The sequence below is a fragment of the Burkholderia mycopellens genome, from assembly GCF_964265025.1.
Lineage (GTDB): Bacteria > Pseudomonadota > Gammaproteobacteria > Burkholderiales > Burkholderiaceae > Burkholderia.
Genome location: NZ_OZ183804.1, coordinates 534,299 through 555,918, shown reverse-complemented (window position 1 = coordinate 555,918; position 21,620 = coordinate 534,299). Strand labels below are relative to the sequence as shown.

At 67.3% G+C, this 21,620-nt stretch carries 21 protein-coding genes and 1 pseudogene; 8 read left to right on the top strand and 14 right to left on the bottom strand.

Translation table 11 applies throughout. The annotated features are described in order from the left end of the window. Positions 1 to 42 precede the first annotated feature (42 nt). Together ACPTTC_RS36440 and ACPTTC_RS36435 are read right to left on the bottom strand one after the other, a co-directional pair. Positions 43 to 591, bottom strand: a complete 549-nt coding sequence (locus ACPTTC_RS36440) for a type 1 glutamine amidotransferase domain-containing protein (RefSeq protein ID WP_423396159.1) — start codon at positions 589 to 591, stop codon at positions 43 to 45. A 425-nt stretch (positions 592 to 1,016) separates the two neighbouring features. Continuing rightward, positions 1,017 to 1,322 (bottom strand): hypothetical protein, encoded by a 306-nt coding sequence (locus ACPTTC_RS36435; RefSeq protein WP_423396158.1) that lies wholly within the window; start codon positions 1,320 to 1,322, stop codon positions 1,017 to 1,019. A 168-nt stretch (positions 1,323 to 1,490) separates the two neighbouring features. On the opposite strand from ACPTTC_RS36435, the gene ACPTTC_RS36430 reads away from it, so the two are divergent. From ACPTTC_RS36430 to ACPTTC_RS36420, 3 genes and pseudogenes are all read left to right on the top strand, one after another. Then, the gene (locus ACPTTC_RS36430; protein WP_423396157.1) at positions 1,491 to 1,745 is read left to right on the top strand and encodes a hypothetical protein; all 255 of its coding nucleotides are present in this window, start codon (positions 1,491 to 1,493) and stop codon (positions 1,743 to 1,745) included. Positions 1,746 to 1,804: 59 nt separating this feature from the next. Then, positions 1,805 to 1,954: pseudogene (locus ACPTTC_RS36425) on the top strand (CBS domain-containing protein); the annotation flags it as partial. Between the two features lie 91 nt (positions 1,955 to 2,045). Further along, positions 2,046 to 2,528: a PRC-barrel domain-containing protein gene (locus ACPTTC_RS36420; RefSeq protein WP_423396156.1), complete on the top strand. Its 483-nt coding sequence runs from the start codon at positions 2,046 to 2,048 to the stop codon at positions 2,526 to 2,528. 107 nt (positions 2,529 to 2,635) lie between these two features. On the opposite strand, the gene ACPTTC_RS36415 is transcribed toward ACPTTC_RS36420, so the two are convergent. Next, positions 2,636 to 3,529, bottom strand: coding sequence for a LysR family transcriptional regulator (locus ACPTTC_RS36415; RefSeq protein ID WP_423396155.1), 894 nt, complete (start codon positions 3,527 to 3,529; stop codon positions 2,636 to 2,638). Positions 3,530 to 3,723: 194 nt separating this feature from the next. On the opposite strand from ACPTTC_RS36415, the gene ACPTTC_RS36410 reads away from it, so the two are divergent. Together ACPTTC_RS36410 and ACPTTC_RS36405 are read left to right on the top strand one after the other, a co-directional pair. Beyond that, on the top strand, positions 3,724 to 3,984 hold the full coding sequence (locus ACPTTC_RS36410) for a DUF4148 domain-containing protein (protein ID WP_423396154.1): 261 nt from the start codon (positions 3,724 to 3,726) through the stop codon (positions 3,982 to 3,984). Between the two features lie 37 nt (positions 3,985 to 4,021). Further along, entirely contained in the window at positions 4,022 to 5,233 is a 1,212-nt protein-coding gene (locus ACPTTC_RS36405; RefSeq protein ID WP_423396153.1) for an MFS transporter, read from the top strand. A 208-nt stretch (positions 5,234 to 5,441) separates the two neighbouring features. On the opposite strand, the gene ACPTTC_RS36400 is transcribed toward ACPTTC_RS36405, so the two are convergent. The 5 genes from ACPTTC_RS36400 to ACPTTC_RS36380 all read right to left on the bottom strand — a co-directional run bounded on the left by ACPTTC_RS36400 (position 5,442) and on the right by ACPTTC_RS36380 (position 8,614). Beyond that, positions 5,442 to 6,050, bottom strand: a complete 609-nt coding sequence (locus ACPTTC_RS36400) for a DUF892 family protein (RefSeq protein WP_423396152.1) — start codon at positions 6,048 to 6,050, stop codon at positions 5,442 to 5,444. A 57-nt stretch (positions 6,051 to 6,107) separates the two neighbouring features. Continuing rightward, positions 6,108 to 6,263: a hypothetical protein gene (locus ACPTTC_RS36395; protein WP_226198239.1), complete on the bottom strand. Its 156-nt coding sequence runs from the start codon at positions 6,261 to 6,263 to the stop codon at positions 6,108 to 6,110. Between the two features lie 108 nt (positions 6,264 to 6,371). Next, positions 6,372 to 6,941: a hypothetical protein gene (locus tag ACPTTC_RS36390; protein WP_226198240.1), complete on the bottom strand. Its 570-nt coding sequence runs from the start codon at positions 6,939 to 6,941 to the stop codon at positions 6,372 to 6,374. 253 nt (positions 6,942 to 7,194) lie between these two features. Then, a complete protein-coding gene (locus ACPTTC_RS36385) occupies positions 7,195 to 8,070 on the bottom strand; it encodes a BON domain-containing protein (protein WP_423396151.1) in 876 nt (291 codons plus the stop codon). Positions 8,071 to 8,257: 187 nt separating this feature from the next. Beyond that, positions 8,258 to 8,614, bottom strand: a complete 357-nt coding sequence (locus ACPTTC_RS36380) for a chemotaxis protein (RefSeq protein WP_423396568.1) — start codon at positions 8,612 to 8,614, stop codon at positions 8,258 to 8,260. 287 nt (positions 8,615 to 8,901) lie between these two features. Between ACPTTC_RS36380 and ACPTTC_RS36375 the strand changes: the two genes are divergently transcribed. Further along, positions 8,902 to 10,500: a PAS domain-containing hybrid sensor histidine kinase/response regulator gene (locus ACPTTC_RS36375; protein ID WP_423396150.1), complete on the top strand. Its 1,599-nt coding sequence runs from the start codon at positions 8,902 to 8,904 to the stop codon at positions 10,498 to 10,500. A 179-nt stretch (positions 10,501 to 10,679) separates the two neighbouring features. Further along, complete coding sequence (locus ACPTTC_RS36370; protein ID WP_175952454.1) at positions 10,680 to 10,994, top strand: helicase; 315 nt, start codon at positions 10,680 to 10,682, stop codon at positions 10,992 to 10,994. Between the two features lie 234 nt (positions 10,995 to 11,228). On the opposite strand, the gene ACPTTC_RS36365 is transcribed toward ACPTTC_RS36370, so the two are convergent. From ACPTTC_RS36365 to ACPTTC_RS36350, 4 genes are all read right to left on the bottom strand, one after another. Further along, positions 11,229 to 11,417, bottom strand: coding sequence for a hypothetical protein (locus ACPTTC_RS36365; protein ID WP_175952452.1), 189 nt, complete (start codon positions 11,415 to 11,417; stop codon positions 11,229 to 11,231). Between the two features lie 443 nt (positions 11,418 to 11,860). After that, the gene (locus tag ACPTTC_RS36360; RefSeq protein WP_423396149.1) at positions 11,861 to 14,191 is read right to left on the bottom strand and encodes a putative bifunctional diguanylate cyclase/phosphodiesterase; all 2,331 of its coding nucleotides are present in this window, start codon (positions 14,189 to 14,191) and stop codon (positions 11,861 to 11,863) included. A 53-nt stretch (positions 14,192 to 14,244) separates the two neighbouring features. Beyond that, positions 14,245 to 16,344 (bottom strand): putative bifunctional diguanylate cyclase/phosphodiesterase, encoded by a 2,100-nt coding sequence (locus ACPTTC_RS36355; protein ID WP_423396148.1) that lies wholly within the window; start codon positions 16,342 to 16,344, stop codon positions 14,245 to 14,247. Between the two features lie 607 nt (positions 16,345 to 16,951). Further along, positions 16,952 to 18,649 carry a M4 family metallopeptidase gene (locus ACPTTC_RS36350; RefSeq protein WP_423396147.1) on the bottom strand — a complete coding sequence of 566 codons (1,698 nt, stop codon included), beginning with the start codon at positions 18,647 to 18,649 and terminating at the stop codon, positions 16,952 to 16,954. Positions 18,650 to 19,423: 774 nt separating this feature from the next. Between ACPTTC_RS36350 and ACPTTC_RS36345 the strand changes: the two genes are divergently transcribed. Continuing rightward, complete coding sequence (locus ACPTTC_RS36345; protein ID WP_423396146.1) at positions 19,424 to 19,954, top strand: toxin; 531 nt, start codon at positions 19,424 to 19,426, stop codon at positions 19,952 to 19,954. Between the two features lie 33 nt (positions 19,955 to 19,987). On the opposite strand, the gene ACPTTC_RS36340 is transcribed toward ACPTTC_RS36345, so the two are convergent. Continuing rightward, positions 19,988 to 20,737 (bottom strand): SDR family oxidoreductase, encoded by a 750-nt coding sequence (locus tag ACPTTC_RS36340; protein ID WP_423396145.1) that lies wholly within the window; start codon positions 20,735 to 20,737, stop codon positions 19,988 to 19,990. Positions 20,738 to 20,990: 253 nt separating this feature from the next. After that, complete coding sequence (locus ACPTTC_RS36335) at positions 20,991 to 21,398, bottom strand: VOC family protein (RefSeq protein WP_423396144.1); 408 nt, start codon at positions 21,396 to 21,398, stop codon at positions 20,991 to 20,993. Positions 21,399 to 21,620: the final 222 nt, after the last annotated feature.

The following is a 21,620-nucleotide window of genomic DNA, read 5'->3' as shown; positions in this document are numbered from 1 at the left end:
GTGTCGAATTCCACCGGACGGATGGCGTCGGCCGACACGGGTTCACGCACCCTGCGGCGCCAGGGAGTCGATCAGCGCGCCGTTGAAGGCAGGCAGGTCGTCGGGCTTGCGGCTGGTGATGAACGGGCCGTCACGGACGACTTCCCGGTCGACCCACTTGCCGCCTGCATGACGGATGTCGTCCTGAAGGCTCGGCCAGCTCGTCATCGTGCGGCCTTCCACGAGACCGGAGGACACGAGCAGCCAGCCGCCGTGGCAGATCGCCGCGACCGGCTTGCCGGCACCGACGGCCGCCGTCACGAACTCGCGCGCCGCCGGCACCATCCGGATCGCGTCGCCGTTCACGACACCGCCGGGCAGCACGACCGCGTCGTAATCGCCCACGCGTGCATCGTCGAACGTGCGGTCGACCTTCACGCGCTTGCCCTTTTCGACGTGCCTGAAGCCCTGGATCTCGCCACGCTTCTGCGAAATCACGTCGACCTGCGCGCCTTCGGCCGCGAGTGCACGCTGCGGCTCGACGAGCTCGGCTTCCTCGAAGCCGTCGACCGCCAGGATTGCCACCTTGCAATGAACCAGCCTTCCGCTCATGAAACCCTCCGTCCGTGACGCGGCACGGGTCGTGCCGCGCCGGTCTCGCAGCAAGCGGCGTGCCGGTTCTGCTAACGGGATGTGCTCGAACGCGGGCCGGCCAGCGCGGCGCGCTCGCTCGCGGTGCGTGCCGGCTGTCGTGTCGACATCGGCGAGCGCACGCGGCGTTTCCGCGGCGCCGCCGATAAACGGGTACCACCGTCCGCAGCATCGGCGATGACGCATTCACGTTTCAGCACCCGGCCGGACGCGCATCGATGCGGTGATGCGCTGCCGCGACTGCGCAAAGCCTTCCCACGGATCACGCGTCAACGTGTCGAACATCCACGACGCCCGCATGTCCGCTGTCACGTCCATGCGGGCGGCGCTGCGCGACGTGCCGTCTCTTCGCTACACCGTTCGCTGCAAATCTTGCAAGCGCGCTGCTACGCGTCGTACGCGGCCATCACGAGCCACAGCTCGCGGCCGTCGTCGCGCACCTGCGCGGCGAGCGCATACGGATCGGCGGGCTCGCACGCACACTGCAGCGCGAACCGCGCGGGTTCGGTCGAGCCGAACGTCTCGCCGCCGAGCGGCCGCACGTCGGCCTTGCCTTCGAACATCCGGCGCTCGGGCCGGTAAATCAGCGGTTCATGCTTCCATTCGTTGAAACGGCGCTTCAGCGAATCGAATCCGCCGCCGCATACGTTGACCTCGTAGCGCACGCCCGGGTGTCGTTTCGGAATCTTCATCGTGCCTCCCGCTCGAAGTGCGCGGGGCTGGCACCTTCCGCACCACGCACCGCTGTCATCGGCCTCGTGGCAAAGCGCGTGCCGCTCATGGCCGGCGCGAACCCGTCGCATACCGGGCACGGCCGTTGCGAACGGGACACGCCATCGCCATCGACATGGAGGTTCGCGATGAAGGATTCGACCCGGTCCGGCCACGATGCGCCGGCACACGAGCGGCAACCCGATCCGTCGCCGCCGCTCAAGCATCGCGACCGCGCGCGTACGCGCCATTCGGAACGTCATATCGACAAGCAGCTCGAGGACACGTTTCCCGCGAGCGACCCACCCGCGATCGGCGGCGTCACCCGCATCGAGCCGGGCACGTCGTCCGGCACGCACGATGAAAGGCCGCGGCAGGACGAGCGCGAACGCCGCGACACATGACGGCCCACGGCACGCGGCTTGCTGCATCCGTGGCGCACGTGTCGATCCATTGCACGACTGAACAGTTGCGTCGCCTGCCGGTCGCCGATCACCACGAGGGGCCGATCGGCTTGCTGTCGCTCGCAGGCATCGCGACACGCATGGCCGGCCCCGAGCAGGACGCTATCGCGAACACGCTCGAGGGCGTGTCGCAACCGAAGCAGACGTGACGGAGCGCCCCTCGCCCCGTCGCGACAACCCCGCGCGACCCGCAGGGCCCTCCCCGGGCACCGTCGCGCCCCATGCAGCCTGGAGGAAACCATGCAGACTTCCGATCAAGGTCAGACTCGCATCATCGGCAAGGGCGCCGCAACGGCGGCCGGCCCCGGCCCCGACGTGATGGCGGCCGATACGCTGGAAGGCAACAAGGTCTATACGACCGACGGCGACGATGTCGGCAAGATCAAGGACATCATGCTCGACGTGCGCTCCGGCCGCGTCGCCTATGCGGTACTGTCGAGCGGCGGCATCCTCGGCATCGGCGACAAGTTGCACGCGATCCCGTGGAGCGCGCTCACGCTCGACACCGAGCGCAAATGCTTCCTGTTGTCGGTGTCGTCCGAGCGGATCCGCAACGCACCGGGCTTCGACAAGGACCACTGGCCGGCGATGGCCGATCCGCAATGGGCGGGGCCGCTGCACGAGTTCTACGGCAGCGCGCCGTACTGGCGCGCCGGCGACGAGCTCGGGCTGACCGACCCGACCGAGGAACTGAACGATCCGCGCGCACGCGACCGTCACTGATCGCGATGACGCGGCGCCGGTTCGCCGGCGCCGCCGCTTCGCACGCCCCGCTCGCGCGGGGCGTTTTTCCGCACGCCGCGGCGATGTCGGTCGCGACGCACGACGCGCTAGGCGCGATGCCGCAACGCGTCGATCACGACGGTGAACGCGCGCGACGCCGGGCGACGGCTCGGATAGTACGCGTGGTAGCCGGGAAAGACCGGGCACCAGTCCGGCATCACGATCCGCAGGTTGCCGTTGCGAACATGCTCCAGCACGACGTCCTCGGTGACGAACGCGATGCCGAAGCCGTCGAGCGCTGCCTGGACCATGTGCGGCTGCGTGTTGCAGGTGATCCGGCCGTTCACGCGCGCCAGGACGGCGTTCTTGCCCTTCTTCAACTCCCACGCATAGATGCCCTTCGCCGTGGCGAGCCGCAACGTGACGCAATCGTGATCGAGCAGATCCTGCGGCTTCTTCGGCGGCTTGCGGCCGTCGAGATAGGCGGGCGCCGCGACCATCGCCATCCGGACATCGGGGCTGATCCGCACGGCGATCATGTCCTTCGCCACCTGGTCGCCGTACCGCACGCCGATGTCGTAGCGCTCTTCGACGATGTTCGACAGCCCGTAATCGACCGACAGCTCGACGCGGATATCCGGGTAGTCGGGCAGGATCTTCCTGAGTTTCGGCCAGATGATCGTATCGATCGGATGCTCGGTGGCCGTAATGCGCACCACGCCGGCCGGCTTGTCCCTGAAATCCGACAGCGCGGCCAGTTGCGCCGTGATCTCGTCGATGCGCGGGGCCACCGCCTGGAACAGCGCTTCGCCCGCGTCGGTCATCGACACGCTGCGCGTCGTACGCGTCAGCAGCCGCACGCCGACCCGCGCTTCGAGATCGCGAATCGTATGGCTCAGCGCCGATTGCGACACGCCGAGCCGCGTGGCTGCGCGCGTGAAGCTGCGGTCGCGGGCCACCGCGAGAAAGACGATCAGGTCGTTCAAATTTTCACGCGCCATGTCGAAAAGCTCCGGTCGGGACGGACGCCAATCGTAGCACCGCCCGTGGCGATTCATCAGTTTGGCTCATAAGTCCAAGCGCGCCGTGCTACTTAATCGATCCGGAGCGGCTCGCTAGACTGCGAAGCCATCGACCCGATGCGTCGCGGCAGCGCCCGGACGCACCGGCTACCCGTTTTTCGGAGCCGAACCTCATGCCTACCCGCTTTCTCACGATCCTCGCCGCGCTTGTCGCGTCCGCTCCGCTATTCGCGCAATCCGCACCGGGCCTGACGCGCGAACAGGTCCGCCAGGACATGTTGCGTTACGAGGCCGCCGGCTTCAATCCGGCGCGCCTTAACCCGCGCACCTGGGTCGACGACGCGCAGGCCGCGGCGGCCAGGGTGCAGGCCGGGCGCGATGACGACGCGCGCACGCAACTGGCCGGGCACGGCATCACGACGCGTTGCGATTGAGCGCGCGACGGCCCCTCTTTCCGATCCTGTTCCCGACATGCAATCCCTCTCCACACCCGATCGCGGCACGGCACCTGACGGCGCGGCCGCGTGGGGCGCCGTCCTCGCGATGTCGCTCGGCGCGTTCGCGCTGGTCGCGTCCGAGTTCATGCCGGTCAGCCTGCTCACGCCGATCGCCGGCGACCTGCACGTCAGCGAAGGCCAGGCCGGCCAGGCCATCTCCGTATCGGGCGCGTTCGCGCTGGTGACGAGCCTGTTCATCGCATCGCTCGCCGGCCGGCGCGATCGCAAGCCATTGCTGCTGTTGCTGACACTGCTGACCATCGTGTCCGGCACGCTCGTCGCGTTCGCGCCGAACTATGCGTCGTTCATCGCCGGCCGCGCGCTGATCGGCGTGGCGATCGGCGGCTTCTGGTCGATGTCGGCCGCCACCGCGATGCGCCTCGTGCCGGCGCGGCACGTGTCGCGCGCGCTGGCGATCGTGAATGGCGGCAATGCGCTGGCGACCGTCGTCGCGGCCCCGCTCGGCAGCTTTCTGGGGGGAATCGTCGGGTGGCGCTGGGCCTTCTTCTGCGTCGTGCCGGTCGCCGCGATCGCATTGGGCTGGAAGCTCGTCAGCCTGCCATCGATGCAGTCCGCGCCGCGCGGCACGTCCGCCCATGCGCTCAGGCTGCTGGCCCGGCCGCCGGTCGCGCTCGGCATGGCAGCGGTCAGCGTGTTCTTCATGGGCCAGTTCACGCTGTTCACGTACCTGCGTCCGTTCCTCGAAACCGTCACGCATGCGGGCACCGTCACGCTGTCGCTGATCCTGCTCGTGATCGGCGTCGCGGGTTTCGCGGGAACGGTCCTGATCGGCGGCGTGCTGGAACGCGGGCTCTACCGGACACTCGTGGTCACGCCGGCGCTGATGGCCGCGATCGCGGTGGCGCTGATCTTCTGCGGCGGATCCACGGCGGCAACCGCATGCCTGCTCGGCGCATGGGGCCTGCTCGGCACCGCGGCGCCGGTCGGCTGGTGGACGTGGCTCGCACGGACGCTGCCGCACGATGCGGAAGCCGGCGGCGGATTGATGGTGGCGGTCGTGCAACTCGCGATCGGGCTTGGCGCGACGATCGGCGGCATGCTGTTCGACCTGCACGGCTACCGTGCGACCTTCGCGATGAGCGCGGTGCTGCTTGCGCTCGCCGGCGGGCTGGCCGTCGTCGCGGGCAAGTCAGCCCGACGCGCCGCCGCGCGCACCGGCAGTTGACGCCCGCGCCACGACGCCCCCGCGGCTTTTTTACAAGCGCCGTGTAAGCTCCCCGTCCGGCTTCGCACGACCGTTCGCCGCGTCCGGATAGCCCGGCAGCCGGTGCGGCGTGCCCCCGCGTTCCATGCGCTGCTGGCGCCGATCGTCGGTATCGCGATCTGCGTGGAGCCCGGCCGACCGCGTCGCGGCCGTGCCGGACCCGCCGGGCTCACATCATCTTGCCGCGCGAACGTTCGGCGCGCGCCGCGTCGGCCGCCGATTCGACCTTCTTCACTTCCTCCGGCGGAGGCAGCACGGCCTTGAAGCCCATCGACTCGATCCACATCTCGCGCGCCCAGCCCCGCGTGTGATACAGGTGATGATCCTCGTCGACCTCGACCTCGTCGTGCGCCTTCTTCAGCGTCTTCGCGGCGTCGCCCGACAGCTGGTCGGCCGCGTAGCCGATCAGCTCCCAGTTCAGGTGATCCTTCGTCTCGGCGAGTACCACGCACTCGGCCGCGACGATCTGCGCGGCGGCCGGGTCGGCCTGCTTGCGCGCCTGCTCGATCGCATGGACGAGCGCCTTCCCGATGGCCGCCACCGCGCTGCGGCCGGGCGTCTGTGCGTCGGCGTCCATGCCGAGCGTCTCGAACACCTTGCGCAGCACCTCCTGGTGATGCAGCGTCTCGCGATGGTACTTCTCCCATTCCTTGTGCAGATCCTCGTCGGTCGCGCATTGCAGCGCGGCCTCGTAGATCTTCGCGCCGCCAAGCTCGGTTTCGTATGCCTGGCAGAGCAATTCGCGGATGCCTTCGTGCTTCGGTTGCCGATGGGCCATGACTGACTCTCCAAAAAGACGGGCCGCGCGCGCGGCCCGGGGTTGAACGGGCACGCGTCAGTGCGCGCCCATCTTGCGTTCGAGCGCCTGCGCCATGCTCAGGTGATGCCGGAGTGTCGGCAGCGTGGTGCTCGGCTGCGGATGCATGCCGCGCCCGGTGCCCGGCTGGTGGTCCTGTTTCTGAGGCGGCGGCGTCTGTGCGGCAGTCATCATTCGGATTCCTCCCTGAACGGCTGTTGTCGATTCATCGCACCGCAAGCGGCGTGCCGTGCGCGGCAAACGCGTGTGGTGCGTGCAACGCTGCAGGCGGGCGTGAAAAATTCAGCGCGTCCCGCCGCCCGATGCGGCCTCGCCGGGCCGGCGTACCGGATCGAAGTCGCGCCACTTGCCGTCCTGCCAGTCGCCCTTGACGCGCTCGATCGACGACGCGCCGGTCGCGCGCAGCACGTCTTCCGCCGTATTCGCGGTGTCTGCCGCCACGCGCACGGCGAGAATCACGCCGGTTTCGCTCTGCGCAAGCGTGCCCTTGCCTTCGGCAGGCTCGCCGCGCATCCGGCCCAGCGCGCCGCCCAATGCGCCGAGGTACGCGCCGGCCAGGGCGGCGGCGGCCGGGACGAACCAGTAGCGCACGCCGATCGCGTAGACGATCAGCCCCGCGACGATGCCGACCGCCAACCCGCGGATCGCGCCGATCATCGCGCCGCGCCCGCCCGGCTTCGCCGCCGTATCGGCATAGACGTCGCCGCCGATCGGAAAACGCGCGTGCTGTCCGCCCGGATTCAGAAAGAAGATCGATACGTCGTCCGGGCCGAACGCGCGCTCGTAGAGGTGACGCGCCCCACCTTCCGCTTCGTCGAACGTCGTGAAGCGGCCTGCGACGATCATCGCCATGGCTGTGCTCCTCGTAACGGTAGTGGCGCCGCGGGCACCCGCACGCGGCATGCCAGACGACGTTTCGAACGCGGCGAATCGCTGAACCGGTATCGCGTTGCACAAATCACGTCGCGACGTCGTGCAATGCCGCGCCGCGCTCGCGCACCAACCGCTTGATGCCGGAACGTCGCGGCGCCCGAGCGGCCGCCGTCTGTTCCTGTCGTCATGCGCGCCGGTTGCGGTCCGGTCACGCCGTCTCGTGCACGGCCGCTCAGTGATGCGGTTTGCGCTCGCGGTCGCGACCGACGGTGCCCGGTTCGGGATCGAGTCCCGCAGGCTGCGTCGGCGTCACGGTTCGCTGGTCGGGAGTCGGCGCCATGCCCGACTCGTGCTCGCCCTCGCGACGAACCCGCACGCGGTTCTCGACGTCGCGCACGCACATGCAGCCGTCGGCCAGGTCCTCGATGCCGTGCTTCATCCACCGCGCCGGCACCGTGCCGTCCAGTTCGACGCGGCCGTCTTGTACCTGCACCGTGACGTCGCTCACGTCGATGTCGAGTGCATGCGCGAGCCGCTCGCAAACATCCTCTCGGATCCGCTCGTCCGAGCGCGTATAGCCTTTCGGCCCGCGACGCTCGCGCAGCGCGTCGCGTTCGGCCTCACTGCCAAAACGCGACATGTCGGACGCGTTACCGCCGTAGCGCGGGTTGCCGCGCGGATCGCCATAGGCGCGGTCGCGGTCGTACCCGCCCATCCGGTGATGCCCGCGAAACTCCGGGGGGACGCCTCGGTACGGGCTGTCGGGCCAGTCGCCGCCCTGCGCGCGTCGGTCGCGCTCGCCGTAGCCGGGATCGGGTGCCCGCGCCGGCTGGCGCGGGAAGTCGCCCTGCCCGCCCGCATCGGCCGCGCCGCGCCGCTGGTCGACCGTTCGCGCCGCGCGTTCGCTCCATTCGCTACCCCAGTCTTCCGGACCGACGTCCTCGCTCGCGAAGCGGCGGTACGCCGAGTCGTCGCCCTCGTCCGGCCATCGCGCCGGGTCGTCCGGGAAGCCGCGCTCGCCGGCGCCCCGGTATGCGCGTTCGTTGCGCTCCTGCCAGTCGGGCGGGCCACCGCGTTCGCCGTGCCGTCCGGGATATCGTCGTTGCATCGTGTCCCTCCTCGATCGCGCCTGCGCCGCGCACGGCCCCATGCCGCGCCACGGCGCGCGTCGGTCAGCTCGAACGCAAGTCGCGTGCCGATGTCATGGCCAATGGATGACAGACGCGCATCGCGATGTCGATCCGCTACCGGACGCGCCAATCTGCAATGCGATTGCAGTTTTTGCGTGCCGGGCGTCACGGCGCGCCGTCATCGCCCGATTCGTCCCGGTCATTCGCTTCCTCCGTGCGATCCGGCCCGCTCAGCCGCTCGGTGCGGTCAGGCTGGATATCCGCGCCTTCGTCAGGCGTCGAATCGCCGTCCGCCGACGCGCGCCCGCCCGTCTCGGAGCGGTCCGTATCGCTATCAGGTGATGCATCGCCGCATTCAAGCGCGTGATTGTCGAGGGGCGAATCGACGTAGAATCGATGACGTCGCGCGCCCGCCGCGTCGCTGCCACAGTCGGCCGGCTCGCCCGGCCCCCGTGCGCGACCGTCGCGGCCGCGATCGGCGTTGCCGTCGTCCGGACCGGCCGGTTCGTTGTCGGGGTTCAGCGTGCCGTTCGTGCCGTTCTCTTAGCCAGGCTGGCGGCCGCGTGCGGCAGGGCGGCCGCCGCGCGGCGCGCGGGCCGGAAGGCCCTGCAATCGTCATGCCGCATCGCACGCCGGAACCCACTGCCCGCTGCCGCCACGACGGCCGGCACAACCGATGCGCGCCCATTGATCAGCCGAATTGAGTTCCCTTATGCTTCCGGGGTGCCGATCCGATTCGTACTGCCGCCGCCGCACGCCCGACGGTGGCCGGGCGGCGTTGCCCCGCCCGCCTTCGACCTGCCGCCCAGATGACGAAACACAACATCGATCCTCGCTCGCACCCACCGCCGCTCGGGCAATCCGACGCGCGCGACCTCTTGCACCGCTTCGCCGAGTTCCGGTTCCAGACGGTCGTCGAATCGATTACCGACTACGCGGTGTTCATGCTCGATCCGCACGGCAATGTCGCGACATGGAACGCGGGTGCCGAGCGCATCAAGGGCTATCGCACCGCGGAAATCGTCGGCCACCACTTTTCGCGCTTCTATCCGCCCGACGCGATCGCGGCCGGCCGACCGTCGCACGGGCTCGAAGAAGCCGCCGCGAACGGCCACTTCGAAGACGAAGGGTGGCGCGTGCGCAAGGACGGCTCGCAGTTCTGGGCGAGCGTGACGATCACGCCCGTGCACGATCACACGAACCAGCTCTGCGGCTACATCAAGATCACCCGCGACATGACCGAACGCAAGCGGCTCGAGGAGCTCGAAGCGTCGACGCACCGGCTCAGCGTGTTCATCGCGATGCTTGCGCACGAGCTGCGCAACCATCTCGCGCCATTGCGCCATTCGGTCGGCATCCTGCAGAGCGTGGCCGATCCGGCACCCGCGCCCGCGCTCGCGCAGTGCCTCGACGTCGTGCATCGTCAGGTCACGCAACTGACGCGGCTCGTCGACGACCTGCTCGACGTCGGGCGCATCACGGCGGGCAAGGTCGAGCTGGACGACCGGCCCGTTACCGTGCGCGACATCGTGTGCCGCGGCGTCGAAAGCATCCAGTCGAAGCTTGCCGCGCGCGGGCAGCACATCCACGTCGACCTGCCATCCGATGCCGTGCCGCTCCACGGCGACGATGCGCGGCTCGTCCAGGTGCTGCACAACCTGCTCGACAATGCCTCGAAGTTCTCGCCGCTCGACGGACGCATCGACGTCGGCGCCAGGATCGAGGGGCCGGTCGTCGCGATCCGCGTGACCGATCGTGGCGTCGGCATCGCGCGCGACGCGCTCGAAACCATCTTCGACCTGTTCGAGCAGGAAAGCGGGTCGGGCCGGCGGCCGTCCGAAGGCTTCGGGCTGGGTCTCGCGATCTGCCGGACCTTCGTCGAACTGCACGGCGGGCGGATCTCGGCCGAAAGTGCCGGGCCCGGTCACGGTGCGACGTTTACGGTGCGCTTGCCGATCGACCGCATGGCGCGTGCGGCACACGGCGACGTGCGCAGGCCGGTCAAGTCTGCGCAGACGGGCAGCGCGCCGCTACGTATCGTCATCGTCGACGACAATCGCGATTCGGCCGACACGCTCGCCGTCCTGCTGCAGGTGAAAGGACACGCGCCCCGCGTCGCCTACAACGCGAACGACGCGCTGGCGCTCGCCCGCGACTACGCACCGCAGCTGATGATCCTCGACCTGACGATGCCCGACGTCGACGGCTTCACGCTGCTGCAGGAACTGCGCGCGATTCACGCACTGCGCAACGCGACCTGCGTTGCGCTGTCCGGTCATGCCAGCGCGGCCGACCGCGCACGCACCGAACGCGCAGGCTTCGACGAGCACCTCGTGAAGCCTGTTGAAATGGACGTGCTCGACGCGCTGTTGCAGCGCGTTGCGCGCCAGGTTCGCGACACACCGTAAGCACCTGCTCGGGCCACCGCGCGACACATCGCCGCGCACGCGCGGCGGCGGCCCGTCTCGTCAGAAATCGGCCCTGCCGGACTGCCTCGCGGCGACTGCGGCCATCGCACGACATGGCGCGATTCTCGGTGGATCCTCGCGCAGCGTTAGAATAGCGCCCCTTCTCATAGGAGCCGAAAATGTCCTGGTTCGTTTACGAAGTGCCCGAATACCACGAAGACGCTGCGCGCATCGAGCCCTTCAGCGACCTGCGTAGCCGTGTGCTGAAAATCAGTGGTCCGGCCATGGCCGACGAACTGGAAAGCGTTCGCGAGAACGCCGCGGCGACGGCGGACAGCCCCGAGCGCCCCCTGCGTACTCCGGAAAATCCGCATGTCTTTCCGATTCCTTACGCTGACTCCATGATCCTGGTCGGGTTCATCTTCGATCTGAAACGCGAATTCCGGCAACTGGTCGTGTCACCTGTGGAAATGCCCTGGCTGAAAGACGCATAAAGGGTGAGCCGTACTGGTTGGTTCGCCGCTAATCACCTCGTATCGCATCGCCGCTTGTCCTCGCTTTCCGGCTGGATTTTCCAGCACTGCGATGGCCTCGCGCACGCTACCGACCGTTGTCTGAATGTCAGTGGCGGCCCCCCTCGCGGGCGCGTTTCGCATGGATCGAAACGGGGAGCCCGCCGGACGGCGAGATCGGCGCTGTCGTGCAGCGGCGCGTCCGGCGGAACCGGGTTACCGCTCGCTGACCTTCATGCGCGGCAGCCATTCGGCCTCGGCGCCTTGCGTGCCTTTCAGATGGGCGGGAATCGCGTCCTGTGCGTGCGCGCCGAGGCGACGTGCGGCCTCGGTATCGAGATGCCGGCCGTCGAACGTCGATTGGCGACGGGTAATCATGTTGATGCGAAGACGTTTTGCCGCCATGGTCGGTATTCCTTGAGAAAACGGTACCTCGCCGACTAGCGAAGTACCATAGATTTACGCGAGAAAGATGTCGCTGCGATGACGCGGCACGTGACGCCCCCGGCATTGCGTCGCTGCGTCAGCGATCCGCACCCTCCCGTCCCACCTGCCGCGGCGCCTCAAGATCAGGATGGACCGGCATGGCAGCAGGCAACTCATGATGGACAATAAGCAACGCTTCGAGTTCAGTGCGCTCGGCGACCGTCAAAGTCCACACGTCGCCGCTCCCTGCCCCTCCGCCCTTTTACCGTTCCCGGCGGATTTCCGTCTCATCCATCCGGGTGCCGGTCGTTCCACGATTTCGTCGCGCAATCCCCGATCAAACATCCGGTGCGCGCGCTGGCGTGCGAGCGTGCGTGATTGACACGGGCACTCGTTCAGGATCCCGATCGAATCGTTCGTCCTCACGCCTGCCTGGCCGTGGCCTGCGCCGCCAGCGCGGCCCGCTCGATCCAGCGAATGGCCGGCGCATCCTGCTCGCCCGGCGCGGGCCGGCCGATCAGGAAGCCCTGCACCTCGCGGCACCCGGCATCCGTGATGCACGTCAGTTGCTCCTCCGTCTCGACGCCTTCCGCGACAGTCGTCACGCCGAGACGCTTGCCGAGATCGGCCACCGTGCGCACGACGGCCGCGCAGTCCGGGCGCGTGACCGCATCGCGCACGAAACTGCCGTCGATCTTGATCTTGTCGAACGGGAACGCGCGCAGATGCGCGAGCGACGAGAAGCCCGTACCGAAGTCATCGAGGGCGACGCGCACGCCCATCGAACGCAGTGCGCGCAGGTCCGCGATGGCCTTGCCCTCGTCGTGCAGCAACGCGGTTTCCGTTACCTCGATTTCCAGCCGGTCGGGCGCGAGGCCCGCGCCGGCCAGCGCCGCCGCGAAGGTCGGCACGATCGTGCCGTGGCCGAGCTGGCCTGCCGACACGTTGACGGCGACGCGTGCGCCGTCGGGCCAGCGCGCCGCCTCCCGGCACGCCTGCACGAGCACGAAGCGGCCGAGCCGGTCGATCAGGCCGCCGCGCTCGGCCACCGGAATGAAGAGGCCTGGCGAAATCCAGCCGGAGCGCGGGTGGTGCCAGCGCAGCAGCGCCTCGCGCGTCGTGATCTGGCGGGTCCGGACATCGACGATCGGCTGGTAGAACACGTACAACCCCTGGTTGTCGTCCAGCGCGACGCGCAGCTTCGATTCGAGCGCGACCCGCTCCTGCGCGCTCGTTTCCATGTCCGGCGAGAACATCCGGTAGGTGCCCTTCCCGGCTTTCTTGGCCGCATAGAGCGCCATGTCCGCGCGCGACAGCAGCACGCCGGCGTCGTTGCCGTGATGCGGCGCCAGCACGCAGCCGATCGATGCGCCGATGCGGAACGGCCGGTCGGGCGACGGCGCATAAGGGGCGACGAGCGCGTCGACGAGCCGCGCGGCCGCGCCCATCGCACCGTTCGCGTCGGTGTCGCGCAGCAGCACCGCGAATTCGTCGCCGCCGATGCGCCCGAGCATCATCCCCGGCTCCGGGCACTGGCCGCGCAGGCGTTCCGCGACCTGGCGCAGCACCTCGTCGCCCGCCGAATGCCCGCACGCGTCGTTGATCAGCTTGAAGCCGTCGAGATCGATGAAGAGCAGCGACAGCACCTTGTCCGAGCGGCGCAGGCTCGCGTCGAATTCGGCCAGGAAGGTTGCGCGGTTCGGCAGCCCCGTGAGCGAATCGTGATGCGCGAGCTGGTGGATGCGCGCCTCCGCCTCGGCCTGCTGCGTGACGATCGACCATGACAGCATCGGGCCGATGTAGCGCCCCTGGGCGTCGCGCACGGCCGAGACCTGGATGTCGAGCACTTCCGGCCCGAGCGGAATGCGGGCGCGATGCGGCAGGTTCGCCGGATCGGCGAGCAGGCGACGCTGGTGCTGCGGATGCGGGTGGAAGAAGTCGATCGATGCGCCAAGCACATCGTCAACGCGGATCGGCAGCAGGTGCTCGATCGAGCGCAGCAGGTTGCGCGATGTCGCGTTCAGGTAGTTGATGCGGAACGTCTCCAGGTCGGCCGTCATCACGGCCACCGGCATGTCGTCGATCATCCGCATCAGCCGCGTCTGCGCCTGCTCGCGCAGGCGGGATTCGGCCTGCGCATCGACGGTGCGCAGGAAGCTCCGGTAGTTGACCGAGATCACGGCGATCAGCGCCGCCGACACGAAGAGCATGTTGACCGCGGTGGCGATGAGTGTCGGCTGGCGCGTCGAGAGAAAGAACGCGATGAACGCGACGTTGGCGATCACGGCCACGATCAGCGCGGCCGTGCGCAGGTACATCAGGCTCAAGATGCAGCCGATCACCGTGATCGCCATGTAGAACGCGACCTGGGCCTTTTGCCACGCATCACCGTACGGGAACAGCAGCAGCGCCCAGGTGGTGAACGTCACCACGACCGGGATCACCAGCCAGTTCGTGACCGTGAGCGCGCGCATCACGGCGTCCGGCGTCGGCTCCAGCAGCCGGGTGCGGCGCCAGTGCAGCAGCCGCGCGAACACCGCGAGCGTCATCGCGGCCGGCATCGCGACCGACAGCCACCACGGCGTGCTGCCCAGGTGCGTGACGGCGAGACTCCAGGTGCTCGAGATGAGGATCAGGTACGACACCGGGATCTGGCCGGCGAATACCCGGTATTGCGCCGCGAGCAGGTCCGGGTTCCGGGCCGGCGCCGCGATGCTTGCCAGTCTTGCCATCCGTGCGTAGAGGATTTTCATGTGAGCCTGCCGGCTGCAACCCGGCGTCGGGTTGCCGTGTCCGGCGTCGAGGGTTACCCGAGCGGGCCCGGGTCGATATCGGCCTTGACGGCCGATTCGGACGCGGGAACCGGCGTGCGGACGCGGTTGCCGCCGGTCAGCGCGATCTGCCCGCTGCCGACGATTTCGTTGAGTGGTGCGGGCCTGCCGAGCAGGAAGCCCTGTGCTTCGTCGCAGCCTTCGTCGGCCAGCAGCGCAAGCTGGTCGCGCGTCTCGATGCCTTCGGCCAGGATCGGAATGCCCAGGCTCTTGCCGAGCGCGAGCACGGCGCGGATGATCGCGCGATCCTGCGGTTTCGCTTCCGCGTCCTCGACGAACGACTGGTCGAGCTTGATGCGGTCGAACGGGAACGAGCGCAGCGTATCGAGCGACGAATAGCCGGTACCGAAATCGTCGAGCGCGATGCTCACGCCCAGCGCCTTGATCTGCCGAAGCGTGTCCAGCGCGCGCTCGCGGCCGGCGAAGATCGTCGATTCGGTCAACTCCAGCTGCAGGCGCGACGCCGGCAGGCAGGTTTCTTCGAGCACGTCCGTCACGAGCGCCGTCAGGTCCGCGTGCATGAACTGCACGGCCGATACGTTCACCGCGACCGCGTAAGGCGGCTCCCACGTCGCGGCCCGTGAGCATGCCTCGCGCAGCACCCACGCGCCGATGTCCAGGATCACGCCGTTTTCCTCGGCGAGCGGAATGAACTCGGCGGGCGGAATCGTGCCGAGCGTCGCATGCTGCCAGCGCAGCAGCGCCTCGTAGCCGCGGATCTCGCCGGTCGCGAGCGAAGTCTGCACCTGGTAGTGGACGCTCAGCTGGTTGTCGGCCACCGCGCGGCGCAGGTCGGCCGCGAGGCTGCGGCGCGCGCGGACGATCAGGTCCATCGCCGGCTCGTAGAAGCAGATCGATTGCGTCACGCTGCCCTTGGCGCGGTACATCGCGAGGTCCGCGTTGTTGATGAGGATGGCCTTGGTGGTGGCGTCGTCCGGATAAATGGCGACACCGAAGCTCGCTCCCGGCACGACCTCGTAGTCGTCCAGCCTGACCGGCTTGTAGAGCGCCGGCTCGAGCCGCTCGAGCAGGCTCGTCAGGCACGTGTCGCCGTCCATCCGGCAGAGCGCCGCGAATTCGTCGCCGCCGATGCGGGCGACGAATTCGCCTTCGCGCAACAGGTTCGCCATGCGGCGCGCAAGGATGCGCAGCACCTCGTCGCCGGCGTGGTGGCCGCGCAGGTCGTTGATTTCCTTGAAGCGGTTCAGGTCGATGCCGATCAGCGCGAGCTTCGTGCCGCGCTCTTGCGCAAGCGCGATTTCGAGGTCCAGCCGCTCGTTGAAGCTGGCCCGGTTGGGCAGCCCGGTCAGCATGTCGCTCAGCGCCAGCCGGCGCAGGTGTTCAAGCGATTCGGCCCGCACGTCGCTGTCGATCACGTAGCTCACGAGCCCCGTGCAGACAATCACGAGCGACGTGCCCGCGACCGCCAGCGCCAGCGGACGCAGCTCGCTCATCTCGGTCCATGTGCCGTCGAGCATCAGCGGCGTGATGCGCAGCGCGGACATCCCGGTGAAATGCAAGGCGAGGATCGCGAGCGACAGCACGCCGGCCATCAGGTTGACTGCGTGCGGCGACGGCCGCATCGCGAGGTGCAGCGCGAGCGCGGCGAGGGTCATGGCCAGCAGCACCGACGCGATCAGGTAGCCGACGTCCCACGACACGATACCTTCGACCCGCCACGCGAGCATGCCGGTGTAGTGCATCAGCACGATCGCCACGCCGACGACCGCGCCGCCGAGCGCGGGCGCAACCTTGACGATGCGACAGGTCGTCAGCGCGAAACCGATCGTGCTGCCGCCGACCGCGATGAACAGTGACACGAGCGTGAGCGGCATGTTGAAGTACACGGGGGCGCCGGCGTCGAAGCCGAGCATCGCGATGAAGTGCGTGCACCAGATCGCCACGCCGGCCGAAATGGCCGTCAGCACGTGCCAGCCGAGCCGCTGCGTGCCGGAGGTGTTCACCGCGCGCTGGAACAGCCGCGCCGTGACCCATGAGCCGCCCCCGCACAACAGTGCGGCAAGCAACACCAGCCAGTGATTGTGCCGATGAACGATGCACCCGAAAACTGTCACCAAAACCTTTCTTCCCCTATCCGTCGCATGGGCTGATGCCGTTCCTGATCGACGCGGCGGGGGCAATGCCGCTTCGATCAGGCGCGCCTTCAAGATATCGGCTTGCGATGAATAAACTGAACGCCACGCGGCTGTGCGCAAACGATTGCCCGGCAGATATTTTTTCCGGGGAAATCGTGGAGCGCGGCGGGATGGGGTAGCGGAGGATCGGCCGAGGGTTTACCGATCAACCGGACGGTGTAGGCGATGGGGCAAGTGGCCGGGTTCCGCCGCGGTTCACCGTCAGGTTTTTTTAAGGTATGTCAAGGACTACCGGGGAACGCCGTGCGGATCTTGACGGAGGAAGAAGTATTCGTCGTCGCAGCACCCGCGCGCTGCTGCTTCATGCCTGACCGTCTACGCGGCGTGACGCCAAATCAATGAAACAGGCGGCATCCGTATGGGTATCGGGCCGGTTCCAACGATCGACCGCCTGCCATCGCAGGCGGTCGATCAACAGCTGTCCGTCATGCGCCCGAGTATCGCGTGGCATCGATCGGCGCCACCTCCTCCGACACGCAATGTCGCCACGCGATCACCGGGCTTCAGCGCACTCACGCAAGCTCGGTCAATTCACCCCGACTGCACTCCACGCGCGAGCGACCGTTGCGCTTTCGGCCGAATTCACGCCGTACAGGTCGTTCGCCGCCTGGATCGATGCACGTCGCGCGTTCGGGTAGCTGGAGTTGGCGTTCAGGTACACGGTCAGCGTCCGGTACCAGATCTTGCCGGCCTTCTCGCGGCCCAGGCCGCTGAAGGTCGTGTCGCCGTTGCACACCAGTTGCGCCTTCGTCAGGCCGGTATCGGTCGACGGCACCGTCGGGCCTTCGGCCAGCAGGTAGAACAGGCGATTGCCGACACCCGACGTGTAATGCGGATTGTGGCGCGGATTCGACCACGAGAATCCACCGGACGGGTAGCAGCTGAACGAGCGTCCGTCGAGATCCTGCTTGTACATCTTGCGCAGGCCGCCGCTCACCACGCGCGCACCGATCACGTAGTTGCCGGGATCGTTCGGGTTGTTCGCGTAGTACTTCACGAGCGTGCCGAAAATGTCGGACGTCGACTCGTTCAGCCCGCCCGGGTCGCCGGAATAGTTCAGGTTGGCCGTGGCCTCGGTCACGCCGTGGCTCATCTCGTGACCGGCGACGTCCACTGAGACGACCGGTTTCGGCAGACTGCTGCCGGGCTGGCCGTCACCGTACACCATCACGTGCGAGGACAGCCATGCCGCATTCGCGCCGGTCGTGCCGCTGCCGGTATCGAATACGACGTGAGCATAGCTCTTCACGCCGCGGCCGTCGTTGAAGATGCCATTGCGGTTGTGCGCAGTCTTGTAGTAGTCCCAAGTGAGTGCGAGACCATAATCGATGTCTGCGGCGACGGTCTGCCGGTCGGTGGTCGTGTTGTTGCCCCACACGTTCGTGCTGCTCGTGAAGATCGGCAGGTCGGTCGCCTGTTCGACGTCGTCCGAGGTCAGGCCGCGGCCGTCGTAGACCGAGCCGGAGCCGCGGCTCGGATCGAGCATCCGGTACGCGTTCGTGCCCGTCTGGTCGGTGGTGAGCGTCAGGTTGCCGTAGTACAACGAGCGGCCGGTGCCGGTCGCGGCGGCGGTCTTGATCAGGTCCTGTGCGTCGAGCACGGCGCCCGTGCGCGCATCGACGTAGTACTGCACGGCTTCGCCATGCGCATCGGTCGCCTTGCCGTACACGCGCACCGCATAGGCCAGCGTCGGCGTCACGTCGCGTGCGAACACGACGAGTTCCGCGTCATTGACGCGGCGCACGTCCGAGTTGAAATGCGCGGCAGCGATGCGCCTGACCCGGGCGGCGCCGATGTCCGGTGCGTTGCGGATCACCGAGCGGTCTCCGACCTTGCCGATCGTGCCGGCAAGACTGATCGGCGCGAGCTGGGTCACGCTCGCCTGCTTCAACTGCCCCTTGCTCGAATGGACGACAACGTCACCACCGATCACGGGCAGGCCCGCGTAGAAGCGGTCGAAGCGTACGTGCTCGGTGCCATCGGGATCGACGATCACGTCGCGTACCTGGAACTGATCGCCATCCGTCGGCGCGCTCGCTTGCGGCCCTGCGAACTTCAACGCGCGTGGCATGCCGCCGACTGCGAGACTGAAGGCGGACGGATTCTGCTGGATCAGTTGCAGGGCCTTGTCGACCGTGGCCGACTGGTCGCCGGCCTGGGCAAAGGCGCTGAGACTCGCGACGGTAATCGCGGTGACGGACAGCAGACGAGACAGTTTCTTCATGTAATCCCCCGGTTATGGATGGGTGATGTTCGAGGAATGCATCAAGGACAAACTTTGATGTAAGACATGTCACGAACCGCAGAGGGATGCTAGAAGGTCATTTTTATAATTACAAGATATTTTCTGACAGATTAATTGTTTCTGTCGTTGGTGTTAATCGAGTCATGATTTGGTGAGGAATTTGAAATGATCTCGTCGGCCACGATGGCGGTATCGGCGCCGTTGCGTCGGCGGGATGTACCCGGCAAGCCCGGTGTGGCGGGGCAAGGCCGAGTGTGGCGTGGGTCGGGCGGGGTGGACGACGTGACGCCGGAGCATGGTCGCGGAGACTGTTTGCCTTATTAAATACTGATTTTGATTGTTGCCATTTCGGGTTTGGCGATGCGACTCTTCAACGCCCATTCGATTCCGTTTTTTTAAGGCGCCTTTCAATTCGTAGTGAAAGCCCGACGAACGACGCAAGAGAAAGCGCCTGCTACGAATATTCGGTTTGAGTGATACCGCCGATAGCATGCGTGCGCGTCATGTCTTCTCGCATCGGAATGCCCGCGCAAACAGGAGGCTATTGTCCTTGCCCCGGTTTGCCGGCGTAGAGGGACTGGATTCGAGATGACCTGCGCGGCAACGAACGACGGGCTCGCCCCACTACTGCAGACAGGTTGGCGAGGCGAGCCCGGCCGTGGCCGATATTCATTGACGCACCGCTGCAGCCGAGCGGCCGCTTCGTGCATCAGGCACAATCCTGGGTTTCCACATTCCACCGAGGTCAAAACCATGCGCTTCGTCGTCGTTGGAACCAGCGGAGCGGGGAAATCCACGTTTTCCAGCGCACTGGCGGCGGCAGCAGGCTGCCCGTACATCGAGCTGGATCGACTTTACTGGGGCCCCGACTGGACCGCCGTGCCGCCGGAACAGTTCGAGAACGCCGTGCGGGCCGCGACGGCCGGCGACCGGTGGGTCGCCGACGGGAACTACAGCGCCGTGCGCGACGTGCTCTGGTCGAGCGCCACCCACGTGATCTGGCTGAACTTCGGGCGGCGCACGGTATTCTCCCGGGTGCTCTGGCGCACGTTGAGCCGCGGGCTCATGCGCACCGAGCTTTCGCACGGAAACCGTGAGTCGCTGCGGATGGCATTCTCCCGGGAGTCGGTGCTGCTGTGGTCATACACCACGTTCGCAAGGAATCGCGTCAAGTTCGCCGGCCTGCGTGACGACCCGAAGTACGCGCATCTGCAATGGACGGAAATCACCCGGCCTTCGCGCACCCGCGCAGTCATCGACACGCTGGTCCGCGCCAGCCGCTGAGCGCGGCGCATGCGCTGTTGCACCGACGGGACATCACTTCACGGCCGCATTGCCTCCGTCGGCGAACAGCGCCGAGCCGGTCACGAAGCTGGCCATCGGGCTGGCGAGGAACAACGCCGCCGATGCGATCTCGTCGGGGCGGGCGATACGCTTCATCGCGTGGAGCCCGGCCGCCCACTCCTTCTGCTCACGGTCTCCCCCCATCGCGGTATCCACACCGCCCGGCAACAGTGCGTTTGCGCGAATCCCGCGTGCCGCATAGTCCGCGGTGATGCCCTTCACCAATCCCATCAAGCCGGCCTTGGAAGCACCATACGCGGCCATGCCGGGAAGCCCGACGCTGGTTCCGACAAAGCTGGACGTGAAAACGATCGTCCCGCCGCCGCGCTCGAGCATCGCTGGAATCTGGTTGCTTGCCCCCAGGAACGCCGCCGTCAGGTTGGTCGACAGCGTTTGCTGCCAATCGTCGAGCGAGATGTCGGCGAGCGGCTTGAGCGGCCCGACCGTTCCCGCGTTGTTGATCGCGATGTCGAGGCCACCGAACTCGCGAAGGGCCGTCGCGACGAGCCCTCGATGCGTATCGACGTGACCGACGTCGCCGGCGCATGCGCACGCCTGCCCGCCCTGACGACGGATTTCGTCGGCAACCTGATTCAGCGAGGTTTCGCTTCGCGCATTCAATACGATTGACGCGCCGTGCGCCGCGAACAGCAGCGCGATCGCACGGCCGATGCCGGTCGAGGCGCCGGTGACGATGGCGACTTTTCCTTCGAGCAAGATCATGGTTTTTACATCCCGTGAGTGAAGTTGGTCACGGCAATGTAGATGACTGTGCGCAGGCAGACACTCCGTTTCTTGCTTTTGAAGTCCTGCGCAACGGCGAACCCCGCATCGGGTTGCGGACGGTGCGGATCGGCCGTGTCGCGTACTGCCGCGATCGGTCGTGGACAGAAATCACCGGGTGCTCTCGCACCCGCGCAGTCATCGACACACTGATCCGCGCCAGCGGTTGAGCTCGGCGCGGCGCTTGCCTGCGTCAGTCGTCGAACGTACCGCGATATTCCGGTGCGGCATCCGCGCGCGTGTTCAGCTCGAACATCACGCCGCCCGGTGCGCGACAGAAGAAGCGCGAGCCGCGCCCATTGTTGAAGACGTCCGTCACCATCTCGACGCCCTCATCCCTGAAGCGTTCGAACAACGTGTGAACGGCATCGAGGCTCGGCAGTTCGAACCCGACGTGGAAATTCGTCGGCCATGCCGGTACGTCGTCGCTGACGTGATCGATCACCACGTCGAAGCCCGGGCGCTTGAGGATCCAGGATTTCTCCCAGCTTCCCGCGATCGTGAAGCCGAGGTGGCGCTCGAAGAATCGGGCCGTGGCCCGTGTGTCGGCCGAGGGGAAGCTCAGGTGATTGAGCTTCATGGTTTGCGTCATGGCGGTCATTGCGAGTCCCTGTCATGCGTGGATCGGCGGAGGCCCCATGCCGTTCCGCCCGACGAATTCAGAATACGGGCCGCCCCTCACATCCGACAACTCGCATTGGACGCATGTTTCGACCGCGCGCGAACCCGCGTGAAATCGAGGGTTGAGGCGACGTTGCGACCGCGGCGGATCGCGCTACTCGCATTCGGTCGGGATTGGCCGGAACACCGTCTATCGACGCCT

What these genes read in the sequence shown, in the direction of transcription:
- ACPTTC_RS36440 (WP_423396159.1), bottom strand. Translation starts at nt 591, where the DNA reads ATGAGCGGAAGGCTGGTTCATTGCAAGGTGGCAATCCTGGCGGTCGAC.
- ACPTTC_RS36435 (WP_423396158.1), bottom strand. Translation starts at nt 1,322, where the DNA reads ATGAAGATTCCGAAACGACACCCGGGCGTGCGCTACGAGGTCAACGTA.
- ACPTTC_RS36430 (WP_423396157.1), top strand. Translation starts at nt 1,491, where the DNA reads ATGAAGGATTCGACCCGGTCCGGCCACGATGCGCCGGCACACGAGCGG.
- ACPTTC_RS36420 (WP_423396156.1), top strand. Translation starts at nt 2,046, where the DNA reads ATGCAGACTTCCGATCAAGGTCAGACTCGCATCATCGGCAAGGGCGCC.
- ACPTTC_RS36415 (WP_423396155.1), bottom strand. Translation starts at nt 3,529, where the DNA reads ATGGCGCGTGAAAATTTGAACGACCTGATCGTCTTTCTCGCGGTGGCC.
- ACPTTC_RS36410 (WP_423396154.1), top strand. Translation starts at nt 3,724, where the DNA reads ATGCCTACCCGCTTTCTCACGATCCTCGCCGCGCTTGTCGCGTCCGCT.
- ACPTTC_RS36405 (WP_423396153.1), top strand. Translation starts at nt 4,022, where the DNA reads ATGCAATCCCTCTCCACACCCGATCGCGGCACGGCACCTGACGGCGCG.
- ACPTTC_RS36400 (WP_423396152.1), bottom strand. Translation starts at nt 6,050, where the DNA reads ATGGCCCATCGGCAACCGAAGCACGAAGGCATCCGCGAATTGCTCTGC.
- ACPTTC_RS36395 (WP_226198239.1), bottom strand. Translation starts at nt 6,263, where the DNA reads ATGATGACTGCCGCACAGACGCCGCCGCCTCAGAAACAGGACCACCAG.
- ACPTTC_RS36390 (WP_226198240.1), bottom strand. Translation starts at nt 6,941, where the DNA reads ATGGCGATGATCGTCGCAGGCCGCTTCACGACGTTCGACGAAGCGGAA.
- ACPTTC_RS36385 (WP_423396151.1), bottom strand. Translation starts at nt 8,070, where the DNA reads ATGCAACGACGATATCCCGGACGGCACGGCGAACGCGGTGGCCCGCCC.
- ACPTTC_RS36375 (WP_423396150.1), top strand. Translation starts at nt 8,902, where the DNA reads ATGACGAAACACAACATCGATCCTCGCTCGCACCCACCGCCGCTCGGG.
- ACPTTC_RS36370 (WP_175952454.1), top strand. Translation starts at nt 10,680, where the DNA reads ATGTCCTGGTTCGTTTACGAAGTGCCCGAATACCACGAAGACGCTGCG.
- ACPTTC_RS36365 (WP_175952452.1), bottom strand. Translation starts at nt 11,417, where the DNA reads ATGGCGGCAAAACGTCTTCGCATCAACATGATTACCCGTCGCCAATCG.
- ACPTTC_RS36360 (WP_423396149.1), bottom strand. Translation starts at nt 14,191, where the DNA reads ATGAAAATCCTCTACGCACGGATGGCAAGACTGGCAAGCATCGCGGCG.
- ACPTTC_RS36350 (WP_423396147.1), bottom strand. Translation starts at nt 18,649, where the DNA reads ATGAAGAAACTGTCTCGTCTGCTGTCCGTCACCGCGATTACCGTCGCG.
- ACPTTC_RS36345 (WP_423396146.1), top strand. Translation starts at nt 19,424, where the DNA reads ATGCGCTTCGTCGTCGTTGGAACCAGCGGAGCGGGGAAATCCACGTTT.
- ACPTTC_RS36340 (WP_423396145.1), bottom strand. Translation starts at nt 20,737, where the DNA reads ATGATCTTGCTCGAAGGAAAAGTCGCCATCGTCACCGGCGCCTCGACC.
- ACPTTC_RS36335 (WP_423396144.1), bottom strand. Translation starts at nt 21,398, where the DNA reads ATGACCGCCATGACGCAAACCATGAAGCTCAATCACCTGAGCTTCCCC.